At 67.9% G+C, this 20905-nt stretch carries 18 protein-coding genes, 1 tRNA gene and 2 pseudogenes; 9 read left to right on the top strand and 12 right to left on the bottom strand.

All coding sequences use genetic code 11. The features are described from left to right. Positions 1-110 precede the first annotated feature (110 nt). The 4 genes from htpX to def form a co-directional block, all read right to left on the bottom strand. Positions 111-968: a zinc metalloprotease HtpX gene (gene htpX / locus AK36_RS13880; RefSeq protein WP_011886430.1), complete on the bottom strand. Its 858-nt coding sequence runs from the start codon at positions 966-968 to the stop codon at positions 111-113. Positions 969-1066: 98 nt separating this feature from the next. Beyond that, a complete protein-coding gene (locus AK36_RS13875) occupies positions 1067-1708 on the bottom strand; it encodes a LysE family translocator (protein WP_045578682.1) in 642 nt (213 codons plus the stop codon). A 110-nt stretch (positions 1709-1818) separates the two neighbouring features. Continuing rightward, positions 1819-2802 carry a methionyl-tRNA formyltransferase gene (gene fmt, locus AK36_RS13870; RefSeq protein ID WP_045578681.1) on the bottom strand — a complete coding sequence of 328 codons (984 nt, stop codon included), beginning with the start codon at positions 2800-2802 and terminating at the stop codon, positions 1819-1821. A 32-nt stretch (positions 2803-2834) separates the two neighbouring features. Beyond that, positions 2835-3338 (bottom strand): peptide deformylase, encoded by a 504-nt coding sequence (def, locus tag AK36_RS13865; RefSeq protein ID WP_045578680.1) that lies wholly within the window; start codon positions 3336-3338, stop codon positions 2835-2837. A 185-nt stretch (positions 3339-3523) separates the two neighbouring features. Here def and dprA point away from each other — a divergent pair, with 185 nt between their 5' ends. The 3 genes from dprA (at position 3524) to AK36_RS13850 (ending at position 8074) form a co-directional block, all read left to right on the top strand. After that, a complete protein-coding gene (gene dprA / locus AK36_RS13860) occupies positions 3524-4867 on the top strand; it encodes a DNA-processing protein DprA (RefSeq protein ID WP_045578679.1) in 1344 nt (447 codons plus the stop codon). A 36-nt stretch (positions 4868-4903) separates the two neighbouring features. Then, positions 4904-5284 (top strand): thioredoxin family protein, encoded by a 381-nt coding sequence (locus tag AK36_RS13855; protein WP_011886435.1) that lies wholly within the window; start codon positions 4904-4906, stop codon positions 5282-5284. A 192-nt stretch (positions 5285-5476) separates the two neighbouring features. Next, on the top strand, positions 5477-8074 hold the full coding sequence (locus AK36_RS13850; RefSeq protein ID WP_011886436.1) for a DNA topoisomerase III: 2598 nt from the start codon (positions 5477-5479) through the stop codon (positions 8072-8074). A 116-nt stretch (positions 8075-8190) separates the two neighbouring features. Here AK36_RS13850 and AK36_RS13845 read toward each other — a convergent pair whose 3' ends face one another. Next, positions 8191-9240 (bottom strand): LysR family transcriptional regulator, encoded by a 1050-nt coding sequence (locus AK36_RS13845; RefSeq protein ID WP_011886437.1) that lies wholly within the window; start codon positions 9238-9240, stop codon positions 8191-8193. Between the two features lie 400 nt (positions 9241-9640). On the opposite strand from AK36_RS13845, the gene AK36_RS13840 reads away from it, so the two are divergent. Further along, positions 9641-10654: a D-2-hydroxyacid dehydrogenase family protein gene (locus tag AK36_RS13840; protein ID WP_034192453.1), complete on the top strand. Its 1014-nt coding sequence runs from the start codon at positions 9641-9643 to the stop codon at positions 10652-10654. 47 nt (positions 10655-10701) lie between these two features. Here AK36_RS13840 and AK36_RS13835 read toward each other — a convergent pair whose 3' ends face one another. After that, a complete protein-coding gene (locus AK36_RS13835) occupies positions 10702-11568 on the bottom strand; it encodes a patatin-like phospholipase family protein (RefSeq protein ID WP_014723873.1) in 867 nt (288 codons plus the stop codon). Between the two features lie 8 nt (positions 11569-11576). Next, the gene (locus AK36_RS13830; RefSeq protein WP_011886440.1) at positions 11577-11981 is read right to left on the bottom strand and encodes a PaaI family thioesterase; all 405 of its coding nucleotides are present in this window, start codon (positions 11979-11981) and stop codon (positions 11577-11579) included. Between the two features lie 189 nt (positions 11982-12170). Between AK36_RS13830 and AK36_RS13825 the strand changes: the two genes are divergently transcribed. Both AK36_RS13825 and AK36_RS13820 read left to right on the top strand, forming a co-directional pair. After that, positions 12171-12246, top strand: a tRNA-Lys gene (locus AK36_RS13825). A gap of 164 nt (positions 12247-12410) precedes the next feature. Beyond that, on the top strand, positions 12411-13460 hold the full coding sequence (locus AK36_RS13820) for a DUF3592 domain-containing protein (protein WP_045578678.1): 1050 nt from the start codon (positions 12411-12413) through the stop codon (positions 13458-13460). Between the two features lie 22 nt (positions 13461-13482). Here AK36_RS13820 and AK36_RS31125 read toward each other — a convergent pair. Then, positions 13483-13677: pseudogene (locus tag AK36_RS31125) on the bottom strand (CGNR zinc finger domain-containing protein); the annotation flags it as partial. Between AK36_RS31125 and AK36_RS31120 the strand changes: the two are divergent. Then, a pseudogene (locus AK36_RS31120) lies at positions 13676-13858 on the top strand (alpha/beta fold hydrolase); the annotation flags it as partial. The pseudogenes AK36_RS31125 and AK36_RS31120 sit on opposite strands and share 2 nt — an antisense overlap. A gap of 227 nt (positions 13859-14085) precedes the next feature. Here the strand turns inward: AK36_RS31120 and AK36_RS13805 are convergent. Then, positions 14086-15726, bottom strand: a complete 1641-nt coding sequence (locus AK36_RS13805; protein WP_011886442.1) for an L-lactate permease — start codon at positions 15724-15726, stop codon at positions 14086-14088. Positions 15727-16060: 334 nt separating this feature from the next. Here AK36_RS13805 and AK36_RS13800 point away from each other — a divergent pair, with 334 nt between their 5' ends. Beyond that, positions 16061-16366 (top strand): DUF4148 domain-containing protein, encoded by a 306-nt coding sequence (locus AK36_RS13800; protein ID WP_011886443.1) that lies wholly within the window; start codon positions 16061-16063, stop codon positions 16364-16366. Positions 16367-16420: 54 nt separating this feature from the next. Here AK36_RS13800 and gshA read toward each other — a convergent pair whose 3' ends face one another. Beyond that, complete coding sequence (gene gshA / locus AK36_RS13795) at positions 16421-18034, bottom strand: glutamate--cysteine ligase (protein WP_011886444.1); 1614 nt, start codon at positions 18032-18034, stop codon at positions 16421-16423. Here gshA and AK36_RS33715 point away from each other — a divergent pair. Further along, the gene (locus tag AK36_RS33715; protein WP_014723884.1) at positions 18021-18236 is read left to right on the top strand and encodes a hypothetical protein; all 216 of its coding nucleotides are present in this window, start codon (positions 18021-18023) and stop codon (positions 18234-18236) included. The genes gshA and AK36_RS33715 overlap by 14 nt on opposite strands. A gap of 361 nt (positions 18237-18597) precedes the next feature. Here the strand turns inward: AK36_RS33715 and AK36_RS13785 are convergent, their stop codons facing one another. Both AK36_RS13785 and ada read right to left on the bottom strand, forming a co-directional pair. Beyond that, on the bottom strand, positions 18598-19596 hold the full coding sequence (locus AK36_RS13785) for a DNA-3-methyladenine glycosylase family protein (RefSeq protein WP_045578676.1): 999 nt from the start codon (positions 19594-19596) through the stop codon (positions 18598-18600). Beyond that, positions 19593-20684, bottom strand: a complete 1092-nt coding sequence (gene ada / locus AK36_RS13780; protein WP_045578675.1) for a bifunctional DNA-binding transcriptional regulator/O6-methylguanine-DNA methyltransferase Ada — start codon at positions 20682-20684, stop codon at positions 19593-19595. Before ada ends, AK36_RS13785 begins: the two co-directional genes overlap by 4 nt. Positions 20685-20905: the final 221 nt, after the last annotated feature.

Here is a 20905-nt window from a genome sequence, read left to right as displayed (position 1 = left end):
TTGCGGGCGCGGCAAATGAAACACCCCGCAGCGCGAGGCATGCGGGGTGTGGGCGATGAATGAGGGGCGGCTTAGAGCCTGTTCACGCTGATAACGGGCTTGCGGGGGCCCTAATCGAAGCGGCCGGTACGCGCCATCTCCATCAAGCGCGCGATGCGCTCCTCGGTCGCCGGGTGCGTGGAAAACAGGTTCTGCAGGCCGCCGCCGTGCAGCGGATTCATGATCATCATCTGCGCGGTGGCCGGATGCGCTTCGGCCGCCTGGAACGGAATGCCCGCCGCATAGCGATGAATCTTGTCGAGCGCGGTGGCGAGCGCCTGCGGATCGCCGGAAATCTGCGCGCCGCCGCGATCGGCCTCGAACTCGCGCGCCCGTGAGATCGCCATCTGGATCAGCGCACCGGCGATCGGCGCGAGCAGCGCAACCGCAATCCCCGCGATCGGATTGGCCGGCCGGCCGTTTTCGTCACGGCCGCCGAAGAACATCGCGAAGTTGGCCAGCGCCGAGATCGCGCCGGCCATCGTCGCGGTGATCGTCGAGATCAGGATGTCGCGGTGCTTCACGTGCGCGAGCTCGTGCGCCATCACGCCGCGCATTTCGCGCTCGGACAGCACGCGCAGGATGCCCGTCGTCGCGGCGACCGCCGCGTGCTCGGGGTTGCGGCCCGTGGCGAACGCGTTCGGCGCATCCTCGTTGATCAGGTAGACGCGCGGCATCGGCAGGTTGGCGCGCGTGGCGAGCTCGCGGACCATCCGGTAGAACTGCGGCGCCGTGGCCTCGTCGACTTCCTGCGCGTTGTACATGCGCAGCACCATCTTGTCGGAGAACCAGTACGAGAAGAAATTCATGCCGAGCGCGAACAGCAGCGCGATCGTCATGCCACGCGAGCCGCCGATCATCCCGCCGATCACGATGAACAGGGCCGTGATCGCGGCCATCAGCATCGCCGTTTTGACCCAATTGAACATACCCACTCCTTATCCGTCAGGGGACCCGCCGCACCGTCACGGGCGGCGAAAAATTGTAAGCGATTTGTTAGATAAGGTCGCGCCGGAAAAATTCAATCTCAGCGTTGCGCGGCCGCGAGCCGCAGCCCGAGGCCGACGAACGCGCTGCCGACCGTGCGGTCGAGCCACTTCTTGACGCCCGGCTTGCCGGAAAAGCGTTGCGTGACACCGCCGGCGATCCACACGACGATGCACGACCAGACGGTGCTCATCACGACGAACACCGAGCCCAGCGCGAGGAACGCGAGCGCCTTGTGCGGGCTGCCCGCCGACACGAACTGCGGGAAGAACGACACGAAGAACAGCACGACCTTCGGGTTCAGCACGTTGGTCCAGAAACCCTGCATGAACAGCTGACGCAGCGGCTTCACGGCGATGGCCTGCGCGGCGGCGGCAGGGGCCGGTGCACCGCCCTGCTTCGCGACGATCATGCGCACCCCGAGATAGATCAGGTAGGCGGCGCCGGCGAGCTTGATCGCCGTGAACGCGGCGGCCGACGCGGCGAGCAGCGCGGTCAGCCCGAAGGCGCATGCGAGCGTGTGCACACAGGCGCCGGCCGAGATGCCGAGCGCCGACATCAGCCCCGCGCCGCGGCCCTGCGCGATGCTGCGGCCGACGATGTACGCGGTGTCGGGGCCAGGCGTGATGTTGAGCAGGAAAACCGCGAGTACGAAAAAGCCGAAGTGGGTGATGCCGAACATGGGAGCCTCGTAACCGGGAAACGCACGGGAATTCTACGCGCGCCCGCCGTGCGGCGCGACTCGGCCATCCGGCCGATTGCGCCCGGCCGGCATCCCGTGTCGAATGATGCTCAGGCGGCGTCGGGCAATGCGAAACGCTGGCCCGCGGCGAGCGGCGAGCCGGCCAGGAATTCGCGCGCCGGCAAGCGCTTGCCGCCCGGCTTCTGCAGCTGCGTCACGCGCAGCGCGCCCGCGCCGCAGGCGACGATCACCCCTTCCGGGGCTGCTTCGACGATCGTGCCGGGCGCCGCATCGCCACGCGCGGCCACGGGCTCGGCGGCCCACAGCTTGATCGCGGCGCCGTCGAGCGTCGCGACGCCGCCCGGGAACGGGTCGAACGCACGCACCTGGCGCGCGAGCACGTCGGCCGGCTTGCGCCAGTCGAGCGCCGCTTCGTGCTTGCCGATCTTTTCCGCGTACGTCACGCCGTCGGCCGGCTGCGGCGTCGCGAGCAGCGCGCCGTCGCGCTCGAGCCGCTCGAGTGCGGCGACGATCAGCCGTGCGCCGTCGGCGGCGAGCCGGTCGTGCAGCGTCGCGGTCGTGTCGTCGGGCGCGATCGCGATGCGCGCCTCGTCGATCATCGCACCGGTATCGAGGCCGACGTCCATCTGCATCAGCGTGACGCCCGTTTCGGCGTCCCCGGCTTCGATCGCGCGATGAATCGGCGCCGCGCCGCGCCAGCGCGGCAGCAGCGACGCGTGAATGTTGATGCAGCCGGCGCGCGGAATGTCGAGCACCTCCTGCGGCAGCAGCAGGCCGTATGCGGCCACCACCATCACGTCGTGCGGCGTCGCGCGCAGCAGCTCGATCGCCTCGGCGGCCTCGGCGGGGAACTTGCCGGCGCGGCGCAGCGACGGCGGCTGCGCGACGGGCATGCCGTGCTCGACGGCGTAGCGCTTCACCGCGCTCGCCTGCAGTTTCATTCCGCGCCCGGCAGGACGATCGGGCTGGGTGAGCACGAGCGGCACCGGAAAACCGGCCTCGTGGATCGCGGCGAGTGCGGCCGCGGCGAATTCCGGCGTGCCGGCAAAAATCACGCGCAACGTATGGGTCATGACAGCGTTCGAGAGGGCTTGGCGCGCACGCGTTACATCGCGCGTTCGAGTTTCTTCATCTTCGTCTTGATACGCGTCTGCTTCAGCGGCGACAGGTATTCGACGAACACGCGGCCCATCAGATGGTCCATCTCGTGCTGCACGCACACCGCCAGCAGGCCTTCGCAGTCGAGCTCGAACAGCTCGCCGCGCTCGTTGAGTGCGCGCACGCGCACATGGTCCGGGCGCTCGACTTCGTCGTAGATGCCGGGCACCGACAGGCAGCCTTCCTCGTACACCTGCTTCGCGTCGCTCGACCAGACGATCTCCGGATTGATGAACGCGCGCAGCTCGTTCTTTTCTTCGGAGACGTCGATCACGATCACGCGCTCGTGCACGTCGACCTGCGTCGCCGCGAGGCCGATGCCGGGCGCCGCATACATGGTTTCTGCCATGTCGGCGACGAGCTTGCGGATGCGGTCGTCGACCTTGTCGACGGGCTTGGCGACCTTGTGCAGTCGCTTGTCGGGGTAATGAAGAATGTTCAGCAAAGCCATGGTGTTCGGTATTCGGGTGGGCGGCGTGCCGTATCGGCCATCGGGCCGAGTGGCGCCATTGCCGGGATGCAATGAAGATGAGGCGAACGCACGGCATATCAATGCCGCACGTCATGCCTTCTGCAACTGGCCGGACGCCCATGCGCGCGGCCCCGTCGAGTATTTCGGATGATGAAAATTTTATCATGGCGCCACGCGCTGCGCTGGTCGTCGCATTCGGGCGCAATCTCATGTCGCCGCAAACGCTGACCGCGACCATGCTGCGCGCATGGCTGCAACTCGCGCATGCGCCCGGCATCGCGCCGGCGGTGCTGCGCGTGTTGCTCGACGCATTCGGCACGCCCGCGGCGCTGCTGCACGCGTCGGACGCGGCCATTGCCGAGCACACGAGCCCGGCCGCCGCGCGGGCCGTGCACGCGAGCGACCGGGACGACCTCGACGCGCGCACCGACGCCGCGCTCGCGTGGCTCGACGCGCCGGGCAACGCGATCGTCACGCTCACCGATCCGGCCTACCCGCCGCGGCTGCGCGACCTGCACGATCCGCCATCGCTGCTATATGTAAAGGGCCGGGTCGACCTGCTGCACGCGCGCAGCATCGCCGTGGTGGGCAGCCGCCACGCGACGCCGCAGGGCCTCGCCGATGCGACGCGTTTCGCGCAGGTGCTGTCCGACGCCGGCCTGGCGATCGCGTCGGGCCTCGCGCTCGGCATCGACGGCGCCGCGCATCGCGGCGGCCTCGACGGCCGCTCGGGCACGATCGCGGTCATCGCGACCGGCGCCGATCTCGTCTATCCGGCGCGTCACCGCATGCTCGCGCATGAGATCGCCGCGCACGGCGTGATCGTCTCGGAATGGCCGCTCGGCACGCCCGCGCGCGCGTCGCATTTCCCGCAGCGCAACCGGCTGATCGCCGCGCTCGCGGTCGGCACGCTGGTGGTCGAAGCCGCCCCGCGCTCGGGCTCGCTGATCACCGCAAGGCTCGCGAACGAACTCGGCCGCGACGTGTTCGCGATGCCCGGCTCGATTCACGCACCGCTCGCCCAGGGTTGCCACGCGCTGATCCGCGACGGCGCGAAGCTCACCGCCACACCGCTCGACGTGCTCGAGGAGTACGGGCTCGGGGAACCCGCGGCCCAGGCCGGCGGCGCGGCAGTCGGTGCGGGTTCCCGCTCCGATCGCGAAGATGCATCGGGCGCCGCCACGCCCCGCGCGGGCGAGCGCCGCACTGGCGCAGCGGCATCTCCCGACACCGACACCGTGGCCGATGCCCCCGCCGTCCCACCACGAACCGCATGCGCGCCCGCGAACGATCCAGCCGAACGAGCCGTGCTCGCCGCATTGGGATACGGCCCCGTCACATACGAATGGCTCGCCGAGCACAGCGACCTGCCGGACGACGTGCTGCACCGCGCGCTGCTCGCGCTGGAGCTGGCCGGCCGCGTCGCCAGCGTGGCCGGCGGACGCTTCGCGCGGCTTGATTTGGCGCCCACCCCACCGCCGTCCGGCGTGCTACAGTCCCCGGCATAGGGGCGGCCGCGCCGCCGACGATATCGAAGGAATTCCATGCCCGCGCTGAATCTCGACACCGATGCAGATCGGATCGCCGAGCGCCTCGCCGATCCCGACACGCTGCTGGTCGCCTGCCTGTGCGCCGAGTGGTGCGGCACCTGCCGCGACTACCGCACGGCCTTCGACCAGCTCGCCGACGCTCATCCGGACGCCTGCTTCGCGTGGATCGACATCGAAACCCATGCCGACCAGCTCGACGACCTCGACGTCGAAAACTTCCCGACGATCCTGATCGAGGATGCGCACACCGCACGCTTCTTCGGCACGGTGCTGCCGCACGCGGCGATCGTCGAGCGGATGCTGTCCGACCTGAGCGCGGTGCCCGGCGCGCCGCACGCACCGAAATTGCGCAATATCCTGAACGTCGAGGCCTGAGCGGGCGTCCGCCCGGCCCCGCGGCACGCCGCGACGCGTGCTGCCGGGCCAGGCGCTTGCCGCCGCTGCAGCCCCCCTCTATGATGGGCCGCTTTTTTACACGCCAACCCGCCGTCGCTGCGGCGTGTGCTATAAAGCCGTCGTAAAAGGGTCCCCACACCGGCGAACCCGGTCTACCAACACACACCTGTCATGTCCAAAGCACTGATCATTGCGGAAAAGCCTTCTGTCGCGAACGACATCGCGCGCGCTTTGGGCGGCTTTACCAAGCATGACGAATACTACGAGAGCGACGAATTCGTGCTCTCGTCCGCAGTCGGCCATCTGCTGGAAATCGCCGCCCCGGAAGAGTACGAGGTCAAGCGCGGGAAATGGAGTTTCGCCCATCTCCCCGTCATCCCCCCGCATTTCGACCTGAACCCGATCGCAAAAAGCGAATCGCGACTGAAAGTCCTGACCAAGCTGATGAAGCGCAAGGACGTCGATCGCCTGATCAACGCATGCGACGCGGGGCGCGAGGGCGAGCTGATTTTCCGCCTGATCGTGCAGCACGCGAAGGCGAAGCAGCCGGTCCAGCGCCTGTGGCTCCAATCGATGACGCCGCAGGCGATCCGCGACGGTTTCGCGCACCTGCGCAGCGACAACGACATGCAGCCGCTCGCCGATGCCGCACGTTGCCGCTCGGAAGCCGACTGGCTCGTGGGCATCAACGGCACGCGCGCGATGACCGCGTTCAACAGCAAGGGCGGCGGCTTCTTCCTGACGACCGTCGGTCGCGTTCAGACGCCAACGCTGTCGATCGTCGTCGAACGTGAAGAGAAAATCCGCCGATTCGTCCCGCGCGATTATTGGGAAGTGCGCGCCGAATTCGCGTGCGCGGCCGGTTTCTACGAAGGCAAGTGGTTCGATCCGAAGTTCAAGCGCGACGAGTTCGATCCGGAAAAGCGCGACTCGCGCCTCTGGAGCCTGCCGGCCGCCGAAACGATCGTCGCCGCATGTCGCGACCAGATCGGCACGGTCAGCGAGGAATCGAAGCCGTCGACGCAACTGTCGCCGCTGCTGTTCGACCTGACGAGCCTGCAGCGCGAGGCGAACGGCCGTTTCGGCTTCTCCGCGAAGAACACGCTGGGCCTCGCGCAGGCGCTGTATGAAAAGCACAAGGTGCTGACCTACCCGCGTACCGACGCGCGCGCGCTGCCGGAAGACTATCTGGCGACGGTGCAGTCCACGCTCGAGATGCTCAAGGAGAGCCACAACTACCTGCCGCACGCGAAGCAGGTGCTCGACAAGGGCTGGGTGAAGCCGAACAAGCGGATCTTCGACAATTCGAAGATCAGCGATCACTTCGCAATCATCCCGACGCTGCAGGCGCCGAAGTCGCTGTCCGAGCCGGAACAGAAGCTGTACGACCTCGTCGTGAAGCGCTTCCTCGCGGTGTTCTTCCCCGCGGCCGAGTTCCGCGTCACGACGCGGATCACCGAAGTAGCCGGCCATCACTTCAAGACCGAAGGCAAGGTGCTGGTCGAGCCGGGCTGGCTGCAGGTATACGGTCGCGACGCCGAAGGCGCGGACGCGAACCTCGTGCAGGTGCAGAAGGACGAGAAGGTGAAGACCGACGAGATCGCGGCGGTCGCGCTCGTCACGAAGCCGCCCGCACGCTACTCGGAAGCGACGCTGCTGTCCGCGATGGAAGGCGCGGGCAAGCTCGTCGAGGACGACGAGCTGCGCGAGGCGATGGCCGCGAAGGGCCTCGGCACGCCGGCCACGCGCGCGGCGATCATCGAAGGCCTGCTCGGCGAGAAATACCTGGTGCGCGAAGGCCGCGAGCTGATCCCGACCGCGAAGGCATTCCAGCTGATGACGCTGCTGCGCGGGCTCGGCGTGAAAGAGCTGACCGCGCCCGAGCTCACCGGCGAATGGGAATACAAGCTGTCGCAGATGGAGCGCGGCAACCTCGGGCGCGACGCGTTCATGCAGGAAATCGCCCGCATGACGCAACAGATCGTCAAGCGCGCGAAGGAATACGACTCCGACACGATCCCGGGCGACTACGCGACGCTCGAGACGCCGTGCCCGAACTGCGGCGGTCAGGTGAAGGAGAACTACCGCCGCTTCGCCTGCACGAAGTGCGAGTTCTCGATCTCGAAGATTCCGGGCAGCCGGCAGTTCGAGATCGCGGAAGTCGAGGAGCTGCTGCGCGAGAAGACCATCGGGCCGCTGTCCGGCTTCCGCAGCAAGATGGGGCGGCCGTTCTCGGCGATCCTCAAGCTGTCGTTCGACGATGAAACGAAGAACTACAAGCTCGAGTTCGATTTCGGCCAGGACCAGGGCGGCGACGAGGGCGAAGCGCCCGACTTCTCCGCGCAGGAGCCGGTCGGCGCGTGCCCGAAGTGCAACGGCCGCGTGTTCGAGCACGGGATGAGCTATGTGTGCGAGCACTCGGTCGCGAACCCGAAGACCTGCGACTTCCGCTCGGGCAAGGTGATCCTCCAGCAGGAAATCACGCGCGAGCAGATGGCGAAGCTGCTGGCCGACGGCCGCACCGATCTGCTGCCGAACTTCAAGTCGTCGCGCACGGGCCGCAATTTCAAGGCATTCCTCGTGAAACAGCCGGACGGCAAGATCGGCTTCGAGTTCGAGAAGAAGGAGCCGAAGGCCGCCGCGGCGAAGAAGACGGCAAAATCGGCGACGAAGGATGCAGAAACCGTCACCGAAGGCGCCGACGAGAAACCGGCACCGGCTCGCAAGACCGCCGCCCGCAAGACGACGGCGCGCAAGACGGGCTCGTAACGGCGCGACCGCCGCAGCCGCCCGCTGCGGCACGCATCGACAAAAAAACGCGGATCGATTGCTCGATCCGCGTTTTTTATTTGCGTCGGCGCTGTGGGCTGCCGGCCGCGCCGCCGTTACAGCGGCGACGGCACCGCGGCTCGCCCGCGCGGCGCGCGCGCAAGCCGCGGCTGCAGGTTCGGGTCGGTCGACTCGGCCGGGTCGGCGCGCATCTCGACACCGATCGGCGCGGACGACGTACCTTGGGCCGCCCACTGCTCGCCGATCACCGCATCGGTGGCGCGGCTGAAATATTCGACGAGATGGTCGATGAACGTGCGCACCTTTGCCGGCAGATGGCGCCGGCTCGGGTACGCGATGTTGATCTCGACCTGCGGCAGCCGGAAATCCGGCAGCAGCCGCACCAGCGCGCCGCGCGCGATGTCGCTGCCGATCAGGTAGCTCGGCAGGATCGCAACACCCATCCCGAGCAGCGCGAACTGGCGCAGCATCGCGGTGTTGTTCGCGACGATCACGTTGGTCGGGCGCACGCGCACTTCGCCGTCCGGGCCGGTGAATACGCGCTCGTCGCCCCAGTATTCGGTCGGCAGGCTCAGCGCCGGGTGCTCGGCGAGCTGTTCCGGGTGGGTCGGCACGCCGTGCTTCTCGAGGTAGCTCGGCGTCGCGCAGACGGTCATGCAGCCGGTGGTCAGCCGGCGCGTGACGATGCTCGCGCTGCGCATCTGCCGCGTGACGACGATGCCGACGTCGAACCCCTCCTCGACGAGATCGACCTGGCGGTCCACCAGCGTAAGGTCCGGCACGACTTTCGGAAAATTCTCGGTGTACGACTGCAGCACGGGCGCGAGGTTGTGCAGCCCGAACACGACGGGCGCGACGATCCGCAACGTGCCGACCGGCTCGTGATTGCGCGCGACCACCATCTGCTCGACATCTTCGAGCTCGTCGAGAATCTGTCGCGCGCGCTCGAGATAGACCTGCCCCGACTCCGTCAGCGAAAGGCTGCGTGTCGTACGGTTCAGCAGGCGCGTGCCGAGCCGGCCTTCCAGATCGGCGACATGACGCGTCGCGACCGCATTGGAGATGTCCATTGCGCTCGCCGCCCGGGCGAAACTGCCGAGATCCGCAACCTTGACGAACACGCGCATCGACTGCAAATGATCCATAACGACTCCTGCCGCTGTTACAACTTCAAAAAGTTGAAGCAAATGCGTAATTCTCCTACGACAGCGGAAATGATGCAGAGTTGCTCAACAACTGCCGCGTTGACGATAAAAATGGGCAAAAATCCTCACCGATTGCGAATGGATGATCCAATTATTCTGATCTCGACAACAATTAGGTGAACGTCGTCCGCGAAACGGGCCGAATCAGAAAGGACATGTCTGATGCGACACAGCAGCGCACCCTGCTGCGACCGACGCCGATTGCGGCGGAGCGTAACAACCTGTTAAAAAGACCCCATGCCGTGTGCCGGCGTAGCATCATGTCGGCCCCGGCCGGGCGGCACGGGCGCGCCCCGCGCGCCGCGGCCGCTGCTTTCAACGCGCGACTTCCCTGCTGAACATGAAAATTGCCATCCTCGACGACTACCAGGACGCCGTCCGCAAGCTGAACTGCTTCGAGATGCTCGCCGAGCACGACGTGAAGGTCTTCAACAATACGGTGCGCGGCCTGGGGCAACTCGCGAGCCGGCTGGCGGAAGTCGAGGCGCTCGTGCTGATTCGCGAACGCACGCCGATTTCGTCGCAACTGCTCGCAAAACTGCCGAATCTGCGGATGATCAGCCAGACCGGCCGCATCTCCAGCCACATCGACCTCGAAGCGTGTACCGATCGCGGCATCGCAGTGCTCGAAGGCACGGGCTCGCCGGTGGCGCCGGCCGAACTGACGTGGGCGCTCGTGATGGCCGCCCAGCGCCGCATTCCGCAATACGTCGCCAACCTGAAGCAAGGTGCGTGGCAGCAGTCGGGCCTGAAGACGTCGGCGCTGCCGCCGAACTTCGGGCTCGGCCAGGTGCTGCGCGGCCAGACGCTCGGCATCTGGGGCTACGGAAAGATCGGCCGGCTGGTCGCCGGCTACGGCAAGGCGTTCGGGATGAACGTGCTGATCTGGGGCCGCGAGCACTCGCTCGAGGCCGCGCGCGCCGACGGCTACACGGCCGCCGACAGTCGCGAGGCGCTGTTCGAGCAGAGCGACGTGCTGTCGCTGCACCTGCGGCTGCACGACGACACGCGCGGGATCGTCAAGCAGGAAGACCTGTTGCGGATGAAGCCGACGTCGCTGCTCGTCAACACGAGCCGCGCCGAGCTGCTCGAGGAAAATGCGCTCGTCAACGCGCTGTCGCACAACCGGCCGGGGATGGTCGCGATCGACGTGTTCGAGAGCGAGCCGATCCTGCAGGGCTACAGCCTGCTGCGGATGGAGAACGTGATCTGCACGCCGCACATCGGCTACGTCGAGCGCGAGAGCTACGAGCTGTATTTCAGCGCGGCGTTCAGGAACATTCTCGCGTTCGACCAGGGCGACCTGTCGAGCGTCGTCAATCCGGAAGCGCTGACGCCGCGCCGCGCGCGCTGACCCGCGCCGCCGCGCCCGCGGCGCGGCTTCTCTGTCCGATCATGGCGTCAGGCGGCCACGCGGCCGCCGGTCATCGCGCTGACGCGCGTGAGGAAATGCTCGCCGTCGCGGCGCCCGAGGTCGTACGCGTGCCGCATCTGCGACGGGCTCGTGTAATCCCAGCTCGAAATCGGCACCTTGCTCGACGGTTGTATATAGAGCCGCCGCTGGTCGCCGTGCGCGACCGTGAACATCTGCGGGCGCGGATACAGCCTCGTGACGAGCACCAGCACGTCGCCCGGCGACGTGTCGAGTGCGCCCACCGGCACGTTGTCGACCATCCCGCCGTCGAGCACCGGCCGGCCGTCGCGCCGCAGCACGGGCGTGAACGGCGGCGTGCACGACGACTGCAGGATCAGGTCAGCGAGATCGTCGACCGTCGCGCACGCCTGTGCGCGCACGAATTCGGGGCGAAAGCCGAGCGCGCGCCCGAGCGTCGGGTGCAGCGTCTTGCGCACGTATTTCTCGATGTTGTACGCGACGAGGCCCGCGGCCACCGCGCTGCGCGCGCCGAGCCAGCGCGGCACGTGCGACACGCCGATGCGGATCTCCGGTGCGTCCGCGAGCCGCGCGAACGGCTCGCCGTAGATGTCGAGCAGCGCCTGCCGATAGATCCGATAGTGCGGAAACACCGGCTCGCGGCGGAACAGGTTGCCCCAGTACGCGTTCTTGCGGTTGTGGCGCAGCGCTTGCTCGTAATAGCGCATCACCCACGCGGCGTCGCGTGTATACAGCATGCAGGCCGTGGCCGCACCGGCCGAGATGCCGGCGATCACGCGCGGGCGCAGCGCCAGCGCCGGCTGCACGACGTCCCAGAAGCCGGCTTGCCACCAACAGCGGTTGCCGCCGCCCGCGAACACGATCTGGTCGAACATCGCGCCACTCAGCTGACCAGCGCGTAGGTCGACGTTGCGTGCACGGCCATCTTGCCGTCCTCGTCGAACAGCTCGACTTCGCCGAACACGAGGTTGCGGCCCATCCGCAGCACGCGCGCGGTGACCAGCACGTCGCCCTTGCGCACCGGACGCATGAAGTTCGTGTTCAGCGAGACGGTGGTCATCGGCCGGAACTCGCCGAGCGCGGCCGAGATCGCGACCACCATCGCGGTGTCGGCGGCGGCGGTGAAGACCTGGCCGCAGATGATGCCGCCCGAATGGCGGAATTCGCCGGAAAACGGCAGACGCATCGTGACGCTGTCGTCGCCGATCGACACGGGAACCAGGCCGAGCGAGCGGACCCACGGGGCCAGCAGGCGGTCCAGCAATTCGCGGACTGCGTTTTCGTCCATCTTCGAATGTCCAGAGAATGTTGCGCGACCGCCGCGCAACAGATGGACGTCATCATACCGGGAGCGGGCCAACTGCGATCACTTGGCAGCGCGCCGGCAGCCGCACGCACGGTGACGAAATATTTTGGGGAAATTTGCAGAAAGGGCTTGCCAAGGATGAAATACCCGTGCATAATCTTTCTTCTGTTGGGGGCGTTAGCTCAGTTGGTAGAGCAGCGGACTCTTAATCCGTAGGTCGAGTGTTCGAGTCACTCACGCCCCACCAGGAATTCAAAAGGCCGGTCAGCGCAAGCTGACCGGCCTTTTTCCATTCCGGCGCCCATCGGCCTCTCCGCGCGCCCCGCCGCAGTAGCTTTCCGTTAGAATCGTCCGACAAAAATCACATAACCGGCACGACGATCGCCGCATCGTGGCCGGCACTGAGAGAGCATGGGACGTCAGACATGGAAGCACGTGAACCAGACGCGACCATTGAGAGGGCATGGTCAGACAGAAATCGGCGCGCGGGTCGAAGCGCGCTATCCCCCCGATCGCATCCGCCCCCGTTACATGACGCGCGTCGCGGATCCGGTCATGCTGCGTAAGGACGCGCTCGTTGCATTCGCGCTCGGGATCGCGCTGCTCGTGATCGCCGCGGCGCTCGCCGTTACCGCGAGCCGCGCGACCGGCGGGCTGCTCCGCGCATCGGGCACCATCGTGCGCATCGTGCAGGACAGCGACGCGATGCGCGCTTACCGCCCGATCGTCGCGTATCTGGCGAGCGACGGCCGCCGACGCGAAGTCGCCGGCGACACCGCGTCGGCCGTCCCGGCCTACGACATCGGCGAGAACGTCGACGTGCTGGTCGATCCCGCCCATCCGAACCGCCCCGTGCTGATCGACGATTTTGCGCAACGCTGGTCGCCGGTCGCGGTGCCGGCGCTGCTCGCGGTCGTGTCGCTCGCGATCGGCTGCGTGCTGTACGTGGACGAGCGCCGCAATCGCCGCCCCGGCGCACCGTTCGCCGCATCGGCCCGCGACGCCGCGCGGCGGCGATGGAACATCGCGATCGTGCTGATTCCGCTCGCGCTCGGCACCGCGTTCATGGCCGGCGCCGGCGCTGCCGGCTTGCGCCAGTGGCAGGCCGCCCGCCATTACGCGCATTCGACCGGCCACGTCGTCGAGATCGCCGAACCCGCGGGCGCGTCCCGCAACCGCGCGTCGCTCGATTCCGTCAGCGTCGCGTTCACGACCGACAGCGGCCGCGCGGTGACCTTCGAGCAAAGCTCGGCCTCCCCGCATCCGCGGCTGTACGAAGGCGAACGCGTCAACGTGCTGTACGACCCCGTCGCGCCCGAACGCGCGATCATCGACCAGTTCTGGGACCGGTGGAGCGTGACCGCAATTCTGTTCGCGATCGGCGCACCGTTGTTCGTCGCCGGGCTGGTCGCGGCCAGCGCGCTGTGGCCCGAACCGCGACTGCACGAAATCGTCGAATGACGGATGGGGCGCGCCGCACGCTTCACCGCTGCCTGAATGCCTCTACCTTCGCGCGGTTGCCGCACGTGCGCATGTCGCACCAGCGGCGGCCGGCGCCGCGGCCGCGATCGATGAAGAACCACGTGCAGCGGGCACATTGGCGCACGCGCGCGAAGTCATCGCTGCGCAGCAGTTGCTCGAATCCGAGCGCGGCCACGTCGATCCAGCGCGACGCAGCGCCCCCGGGCTTTCCAGTGCGCATCGTATGGGGCGAGGACGACGGGTGGATTCCGCTCGAACAGGGGCAGGCGCTCGCCGATCGCATCGCGCACGGCAAGCTGATCAAGGTGCCGCGAGCAGCGCACTTGGTTCAGGAAGATGCGCCCGAGGCGATCGTCGCCGCCATGTTCGATCGGTGAACGCTCGCGCCGGCGCTTCTCGCACGTTGACGCTGCCGACCTAGCTCCGTGATGAAGCCCGCGATGTGATGGAAATGATTCGTGCATACCGACGACGGCAACACATAGTCGCCGCCGTTCGAAATCCCGATCGCGTTCATCGATATTGCGACAGCAAACGCCCGCCGCCATCCTCGCACTCGCCTGCGCCTTCCAAACGTCTGCTCACGCCAACGTCGCCCGCCCCCCTACTTCGGCAACGCCGGAATCATCCACGTCAGCACGTGCTGCTGCAGGAACACGAGCACGCCGAGCAGCAGCGTGAGGATCACGCTGTGCCAGAAGGTGCGCGCGAACACCACGCCCTCCTGCCCTTTCAGGTCGGTGGTCGACACGCCCGTCGCGATGTTCTGCGGCGAGATCATCTTGCCCATCACGCCGCCCGACGAGTTGGTCGCGGCCATCAGCACCGGATCGAGGCCGAGTTGCCGGGCCGCAACGACCTGCAGATTACCGAACAGCGCGTTGCCCGACGTGTCGCTGCCCGACAGGAACACCGCGATCCAGCCGAGCGACGCCGACACGAGCGGAAACAGCGCGCCGGTCGACGCGACGCCGGTACCGAGCGTGTAGCTGATGCCCGAGTAGTTCAGCAGGTACGCGAGCCCGACGATCATCATCACGGTGACGATCGCGATCCACGTCTGTCGCCAGGTCTTGACCACGCATTCGAAGAACGCGCCGATGCCCGTGCGCGTGAGCAGTGCCGTGATGATCGCCGACACCAGGATCGCGGTGCCCGTACCGAGCGGCTGGAAGTCCCAGATCGCCGCATACGGCTTGTGGTACAGCGATACGAACACGGCGTTGTGCAACCCCGGCCACTTGATCTTGACGTCGCCGATCGCCGCGATGTTCGCGTGCACCCAGAAGATCACGACCACCGACACGACGAGCCACGGCAGCCAGCCGCCGAAGCCCGCGCGCGCGGCGCCGGCCGTGGCCGGCACGCTGCGCGCGAGCGCGTATTGCGGATCGGGCTGCGGCTTCCACAGCTGCAGGAAGCCGATCGTGACGATCAGCGACGTGAGCGACGACAGCACGTCGGTGAGCTGGTAGCCGAGGAAATTCGACGTGACGAACTGCGCGATCGCGAAGCTGCCGCCCGACACGAGCAGCGCCGGCCACAGCTTCGCGATCGAGCGCAGCCCACCGTATGCGCCGACCACGTAGAACGGCAGCAGCAGCGCGAAGAACGGCAGTTGCCGGCCGACCATCGCGCCGAGCGTCGCGGGCGGCAGCGACGTGACCGCGCCGAGCACGGTGATCGGCACGCCGAGCGCGCCGAACGCGACCGGCGCCGTGTTGAACACCAGCGTGTAGGTCAGCGCTTCGAGCGCGGGGAAGCCGAGCGCGATCAGCAGCGCGCTGGTGATCGCGACCGGCGTGCCGAACCCGGAAATCCCTTCGAGCAGACAGCCGAACGAGAACGCGACGACGAGCAGCACGAGGCGACGATCGTCGGGCAGGTTGTCGAGCATCCACTGCCGAAACTGGTCGAAACGGCCCGACTTCACCGCGATGTTGTACAGCAGCAAGGCATTGAACACGATCCACATCACCGGCACGACCGCGAGCGCCATGCCTGCGCCCACCGCGTTGAACGCAAGGCCGGCCGGCATGCCCCACGCGCCGATCGCGACGGCGAGGCCGGCGACGAGGCCGGCCAGCGACGCCTGCCACGCGGGCCGGCGCAGCACGCCGAGCGCGATCAGCGCGACGGCGATCGGGATCACCGCGACGACGAACGACAGGAGCAGCGAGTCGGCGACGGGCGTCAACGGCTGGACGAACAGGATGCCGGGCGGCAGGGCTGCGGTGGGATTCATCGTGTGTCGTGTCTCCGATCCAGTACCAGACGTACATTCGGCGGCCGCTACGCCCGGCCGACGCTTGCGCATGCAACCATGCGGCAAGGCCGACCGACCGGTCGCTCAAATGAGGTTAGGAGGCCGGTCGCGCTTGTACAAGGAGGGCAAGCCCGATGCGCGTCCGAATCGTTGCGCGGGCGTCGGCGAAGGGTCCGAGCAATGTTGCACAGCGGGAAAAGGTGCGTGACGGCGAGCGGGATGTTTCGTTTGGGCTCCGAAGCCTAGACTCGCTGCATCGATTCCGCCCGCGCCGGCGACGACGCGGCTCCGGAAACTTCACGGAGCAGACACGATGAAAAACCTGAAACTTGCGGCCTGCGCGTTGCTGCTGATCGGCCCGGCGCTCGCTGCCCACGCCGAGTCGACGCTGACGCGCGCCCAGGTACGCCAGGAACTCGCCGAGCTACAGGCGGCCGGCTACCGGCCGAGCCTCGTCAGCAGCCCTGACTTTCCGGAGAACATGCAGGCCGTCATGCAGCGCGCCGCCCAGGCCCGCGCCGACGCCGCCGGCCACGGCAACGACGGTCATGCGAGCGTCGAAGCGGGCAAGCCGGCTACGCCGGCCGTGGTCGATCGCAGCACGTACGCGCATCACTGAAGCAGGTGCCGCCGGCGCGAGAACCGCGACGGACGGCAGCTTCGGCTGCGGCAATCAAACGCTGAAGCGGTTCAGCGTATAAGCGCGATAGGCGGCGACGAACGCATCGAACGACCCGGCCTCCTTCGCTTCGAGCTCGGCCTGTTCGGCCAGCGACTTCGCCGCGAGCGCCTGCTCCGCGCGCATCGCCTCCGCCGACGGCGGGTTCGCCCGGAAATGGGCCGCATGCGCTTCGCTTTGCGCGAGCGCGAACGCGAGGAACGATTGGCCGTTCTCGCGCATCGTGCGCAGCACACGCGCCGACGGCGTGCGTTCCGGATCGGCCAGCTTCTCGCGCTGCGCGGCGATCGCGCGCGCATGCTCATCGCCGCCGCGGATCTCGTCGAGACGGCGCCCGACGGTTTCGATATCGGCCATCAGGTCGTCGGCCCATGCCTGCAGCGTGACCGGCTGGCCGTCGCGCGTCAGCGTGAGGCCGGGCTTGCGTCCGTCCATCGTCACGCTGCCGAAGTTCTCGTTCGCTTCCTTGTACGCATCGCAGTCGAGCGCGGGGCTGTCGTCGAGCGCGCACGCCAGCAGGAATGCGTCGATGAAGCGCGCGGTGTCGAGCGCGATGCCGGTCGGCTCGAACGGGTCGATGTCGAGGCACCGCACTTCGATGTACTGCACGCCGCGCGACGCGAGCGCATGCAGCGGACGCTCGCCCGAATAGGTGATGCGCTTCGGCCGGATCGTCGAGTAGAACTCGTTCTCGATTTGCAGCACGTTCGTGTTGATCTGAATCCACTCGCCGTCGCGATGCGTGCCGATCGCCTCGTACGCCGCATACGGCTCGCTGACCGCCTTCGACAGCGCGTCGAGATAGCCGGGCAGCGTGTTGTAGTCGACGTGCAGCGCGGCCTGCGCGGTCGTGTTCGAGTAGCCGAGATCGCTCATCCGCAGGCTGGTCGCATACGGCCGGTACAGCGTGTCGGCGTCGAACGTGTCGAGCCGGTGCGGTTTGCCGCGCAGGAAGCGCGTGTCGAGCACCGGCGACGCGCCGAACAGGTACATCAGCAGCCAGCTGCGGCGGCGGAAATTGCGGATCAGCGCGAGATAGCGCTCGGACTGATAGTCGACCAGCGTGGCAGTGGAGCCTTCTTCGGCATGCAGGCGCCGCCACACTTCCTCGTGCAGCGAGTAGTTGTAGTGAATGCCGGCGATGCACTGCATCGTGCGGCCGTAGCGATAGGCGAGGCCGCGGCGGTACACCGTCTTCAGGCGGCCGATGTTGGACGTGCCGTAGTCGGCGATCGGGATTTCGTCGTCGGCCGGCAGCAGCCCCGGCATCGACTCGTTCCACAGCATCTCGTCGTCGAGCGACGCATACACGTAGCGATGCAGATCGTCGAGGCGCGCGAGCGTCAGCGACGCGTCGCTTTCGGCCGGCGTGATCAGCTCGATCAGCGCTTCCGAGTAATCGGTGGTCAACGACGGGTGCGTGAGTGCCGAACCGAGCGCGCGCGGATGCGGCGTGAACGCGATCATCCCGTCGCGCGTCACGCGCAGGCTTTCCTTTTCGATGCCGCGCAGGCCGTCGGGCAGATGCTGCCGCGTCGGGCCCGAGCTCAGCGCTTCGAGACGATTCAGCAGCAGTTCGGACTGGCGGTGAGTCATGGTGTTCGGCATGGAGACGCAAGTGCGTGACGGCCGCGCGCAGAGCGCCGCGCGGGCCGGCTGGATTATGGGTCGCTTCATTGGTAGCGGGCACTTTAACATCTCGCCGACACACGCGCTTGAGGTGGCTCACGGCCGGCCCGGCCGCCTGCAGCGGGCCGCCGCGCGGGCGATCGCGGCGATTGCCGCTGGCGCGGACGAGCATCCGCTATAACGCCGGGCGCGGCCCTCGCGCGGCTTTCGTCGGGAGGATTGCGCGGTGCAGGATGCGGCGCGAAGAGGTGGAACCGGTGCCTTGGTGCCGTCGCTGCTGGCGCTGCCCCGCCCACCTCGCTGCTGGCGCACCTCGACCATGACCACGCCCGCGATGCAGACGGTTACTGCGGTGGGCTGGGGCTGCTATGTGTTGGTGCAGATGCCACCGCACGGCACCTACTCGCCGCCCGCATCTTACCCACGTCGTTAGAGCCTCGGCACGCCGCCCCCACGCGCACCCCGAAGCGAATCACACCGCGCCGATACCGACTGCGCGACGTCGCTCGCCGGTCGCATCCGCCCACCAACCGCCGCGAGCGTCATCCCCCGCGCGCGCCTCCCGCCCGGTCAGCCACGTCGTTCCACAGATGAAGCGCCGCATACGCGCGCCACGGCCGCCACGCTTCGGTTCGGCGTTTCTGGCTCGCGAGCCGGTCGAGCGACGGATCGCGGGCGGCGATCGACTGCATCAGCACGAGATCGGACGCCGGCCATGCATCCGGATCGCGCCACGCGCGCATCGCGATGTACTCGACGGTCCACGGCCCGATGCCGGGCAGCTCGAGCCATGCGCGCCGCAACGTCGCGAGGTCCGCATGCGCCGGGTCGAGCGGCACGTGTCCGTCCGCCACTGCGCGCGCCATGCCCGTCAGCGCGGCCGCTCGTTTGCCGGGCATCCCGATCTTCACGAGATCGCACGCGGCAAGCGCGTCGGGCGTCGGAAAACGCCATGCCGGCGCGCCGTCGTCGTCAGGTGTCCCGTCGTCCCGCACGACACGCTCGCCGGCGCGCTGGACGAGCCGCCCGACGATCGTCGTCGCGGCCTTCACGCTCACCTGCTGGCCGACGATCGCACGCACCGCCAGCTCGAATCCCGACCATGCGCCCGGCACGCGCAGCCCCGGCGCGGCGTCGACGAGCGGCGCGAACCACGGATCGCGCGCGAGCCCGCTGCCGATCGCGGCCGGATCGGCAGCGAGGTCGAACATCGATGCGACACGGCGCGCGAACGCGCCATCGACATGGCGCGCAGCCGCGCCGTCGACCGTCGCAATCAGGCAATGCCGGCGCGGATGCTTAGACACGGTGAGCCGGCCCGCGTCGCCGTTCAGGTCGACGACGCGACGATAAACGCCGTCGGCGACCTGCTCGACGCCCGGAATCGCGCGGCCGCTGAAGAACCGCAGCACGCGCGCCCAGTCGTACGGCGCGTTGAAGCGCAGCTCCAGCCGCGCGGGCGACGGCACCGCGCCGCCGCGGTCGCCGCTATCACCGCTATCGCACTCGCTCGCCGCGAGCGTGGTCTGTTCGATGCTCAAACTGCGTTGCCCTCCTCGATGACCTCGGTTTCATCGGCACCCGCATGGCGCGCCTCGGCCGCCAGCAGCGTCGCCTTGCGACGCACGCCCCACCGATATCCGGCGAGCGCGCCGCCCTTCTGCACGACACGATGACATGGAATCGCGAGCGCGACCGGGTTCGACGCGCAGGCCGCCGCCACGGCGCGTACCGCGCGCGGCGCGCCGAGCGCTTCGGCGATGTCCGAATAGCTGCGCGTTTCGCCGTACGGGATATGCGTGAGCGCCTCCCACACGCGCTGCTGGAACGCGGTCGGCGCGATGTCGAGCGGCAGGTCGAACGTGTGGCGCGTGCCGTCGAGGTACGCGCGGATCTGCGCAACGAACGGTGCGACGCGCGACGGTGCTTCGACGAGCTCGGCGCGCGCGAACGCGAGCTTCAGCTCGGCGACGAGCGCCGCCGCCTCGTCGCCGAACGCGATGCGGCAAATGCCCTGTGCGGTTGCGGCGACGAGCACCATGCCGAGCGGCGTGGCCGCGCTCGCATAGTCGATGCGCAGGCCGGCGCCCTGGCGACGAAACGCGGACGGCGCCATCCCCAGCTCGCGCGGCACCGACGCATAGAGCCGCGACGGCGAATTGAAGCCCGCGTCGACGGCCGCCTGCGTGACCGGCTGCCCGCTTTGCAGCGCGTCGCGCAACGCCGCGCCGCGCTGCGCGGCCTGGTACTGCCGCGGCGACACGCCGACCACCCGCTTGAACAGCCGCTGCAGATGAAACGGACTCAGGTGGACGGCGTCGCTCAACTGCTGCAGCGTGAGCTGCTCCGGATGCGCGTCGAGCACCGCGCACGCGCGGTCGACGATTTCGAGCTCGCGCGGCAAGCCCTCCGGCCGGCAGCGCTTGCACGGGCGGAAGCCCGCCGCGCGCGCGGCGGCCGGATCGGCGAAAAAGGAAACGTGCTCGCGCCGCGGCAGCCGCGACGCACAGCTCGGGCGGCAGAACACGCCGGTCGTGCGCACTGCATAGAAGAACGTGCCGTCCGCATGCGCGTCGCGCGTGGTGACGGCGGCCCAGCGGGAATCGTCGGTCGAATAGGGGGTATTCATCTGAACCTCGCACCTTCCAGTGTAGACGGTGCCTACTCTAGACATCGGCGCCGGCCGTCGCGCCCCGGATCTTGCTCTGTGATTCGCGCCGAAAATCGGGGCGCATCGCCGACGATCAGTGCGACGAAAAAATCGGGCAGGCGCTTCTATGGCAGCACTTTAGTCATCACCGCGTCACCGTTTTGTTGCAATGCGGCTGCGACAAATCGCCGTCCTGACGG

Origin of the sequence: Burkholderia vietnamiensis LMG 10929 (genome assembly GCF_000959445.1) — a bacterium.
GTDB classification, from domain to species: Bacteria; Pseudomonadota; Gammaproteobacteria; order Burkholderiales; family Burkholderiaceae; genus Burkholderia; species Burkholderia vietnamiensis.
This window is presented reverse-complemented; position numbering and strand designations above follow the sequence as displayed.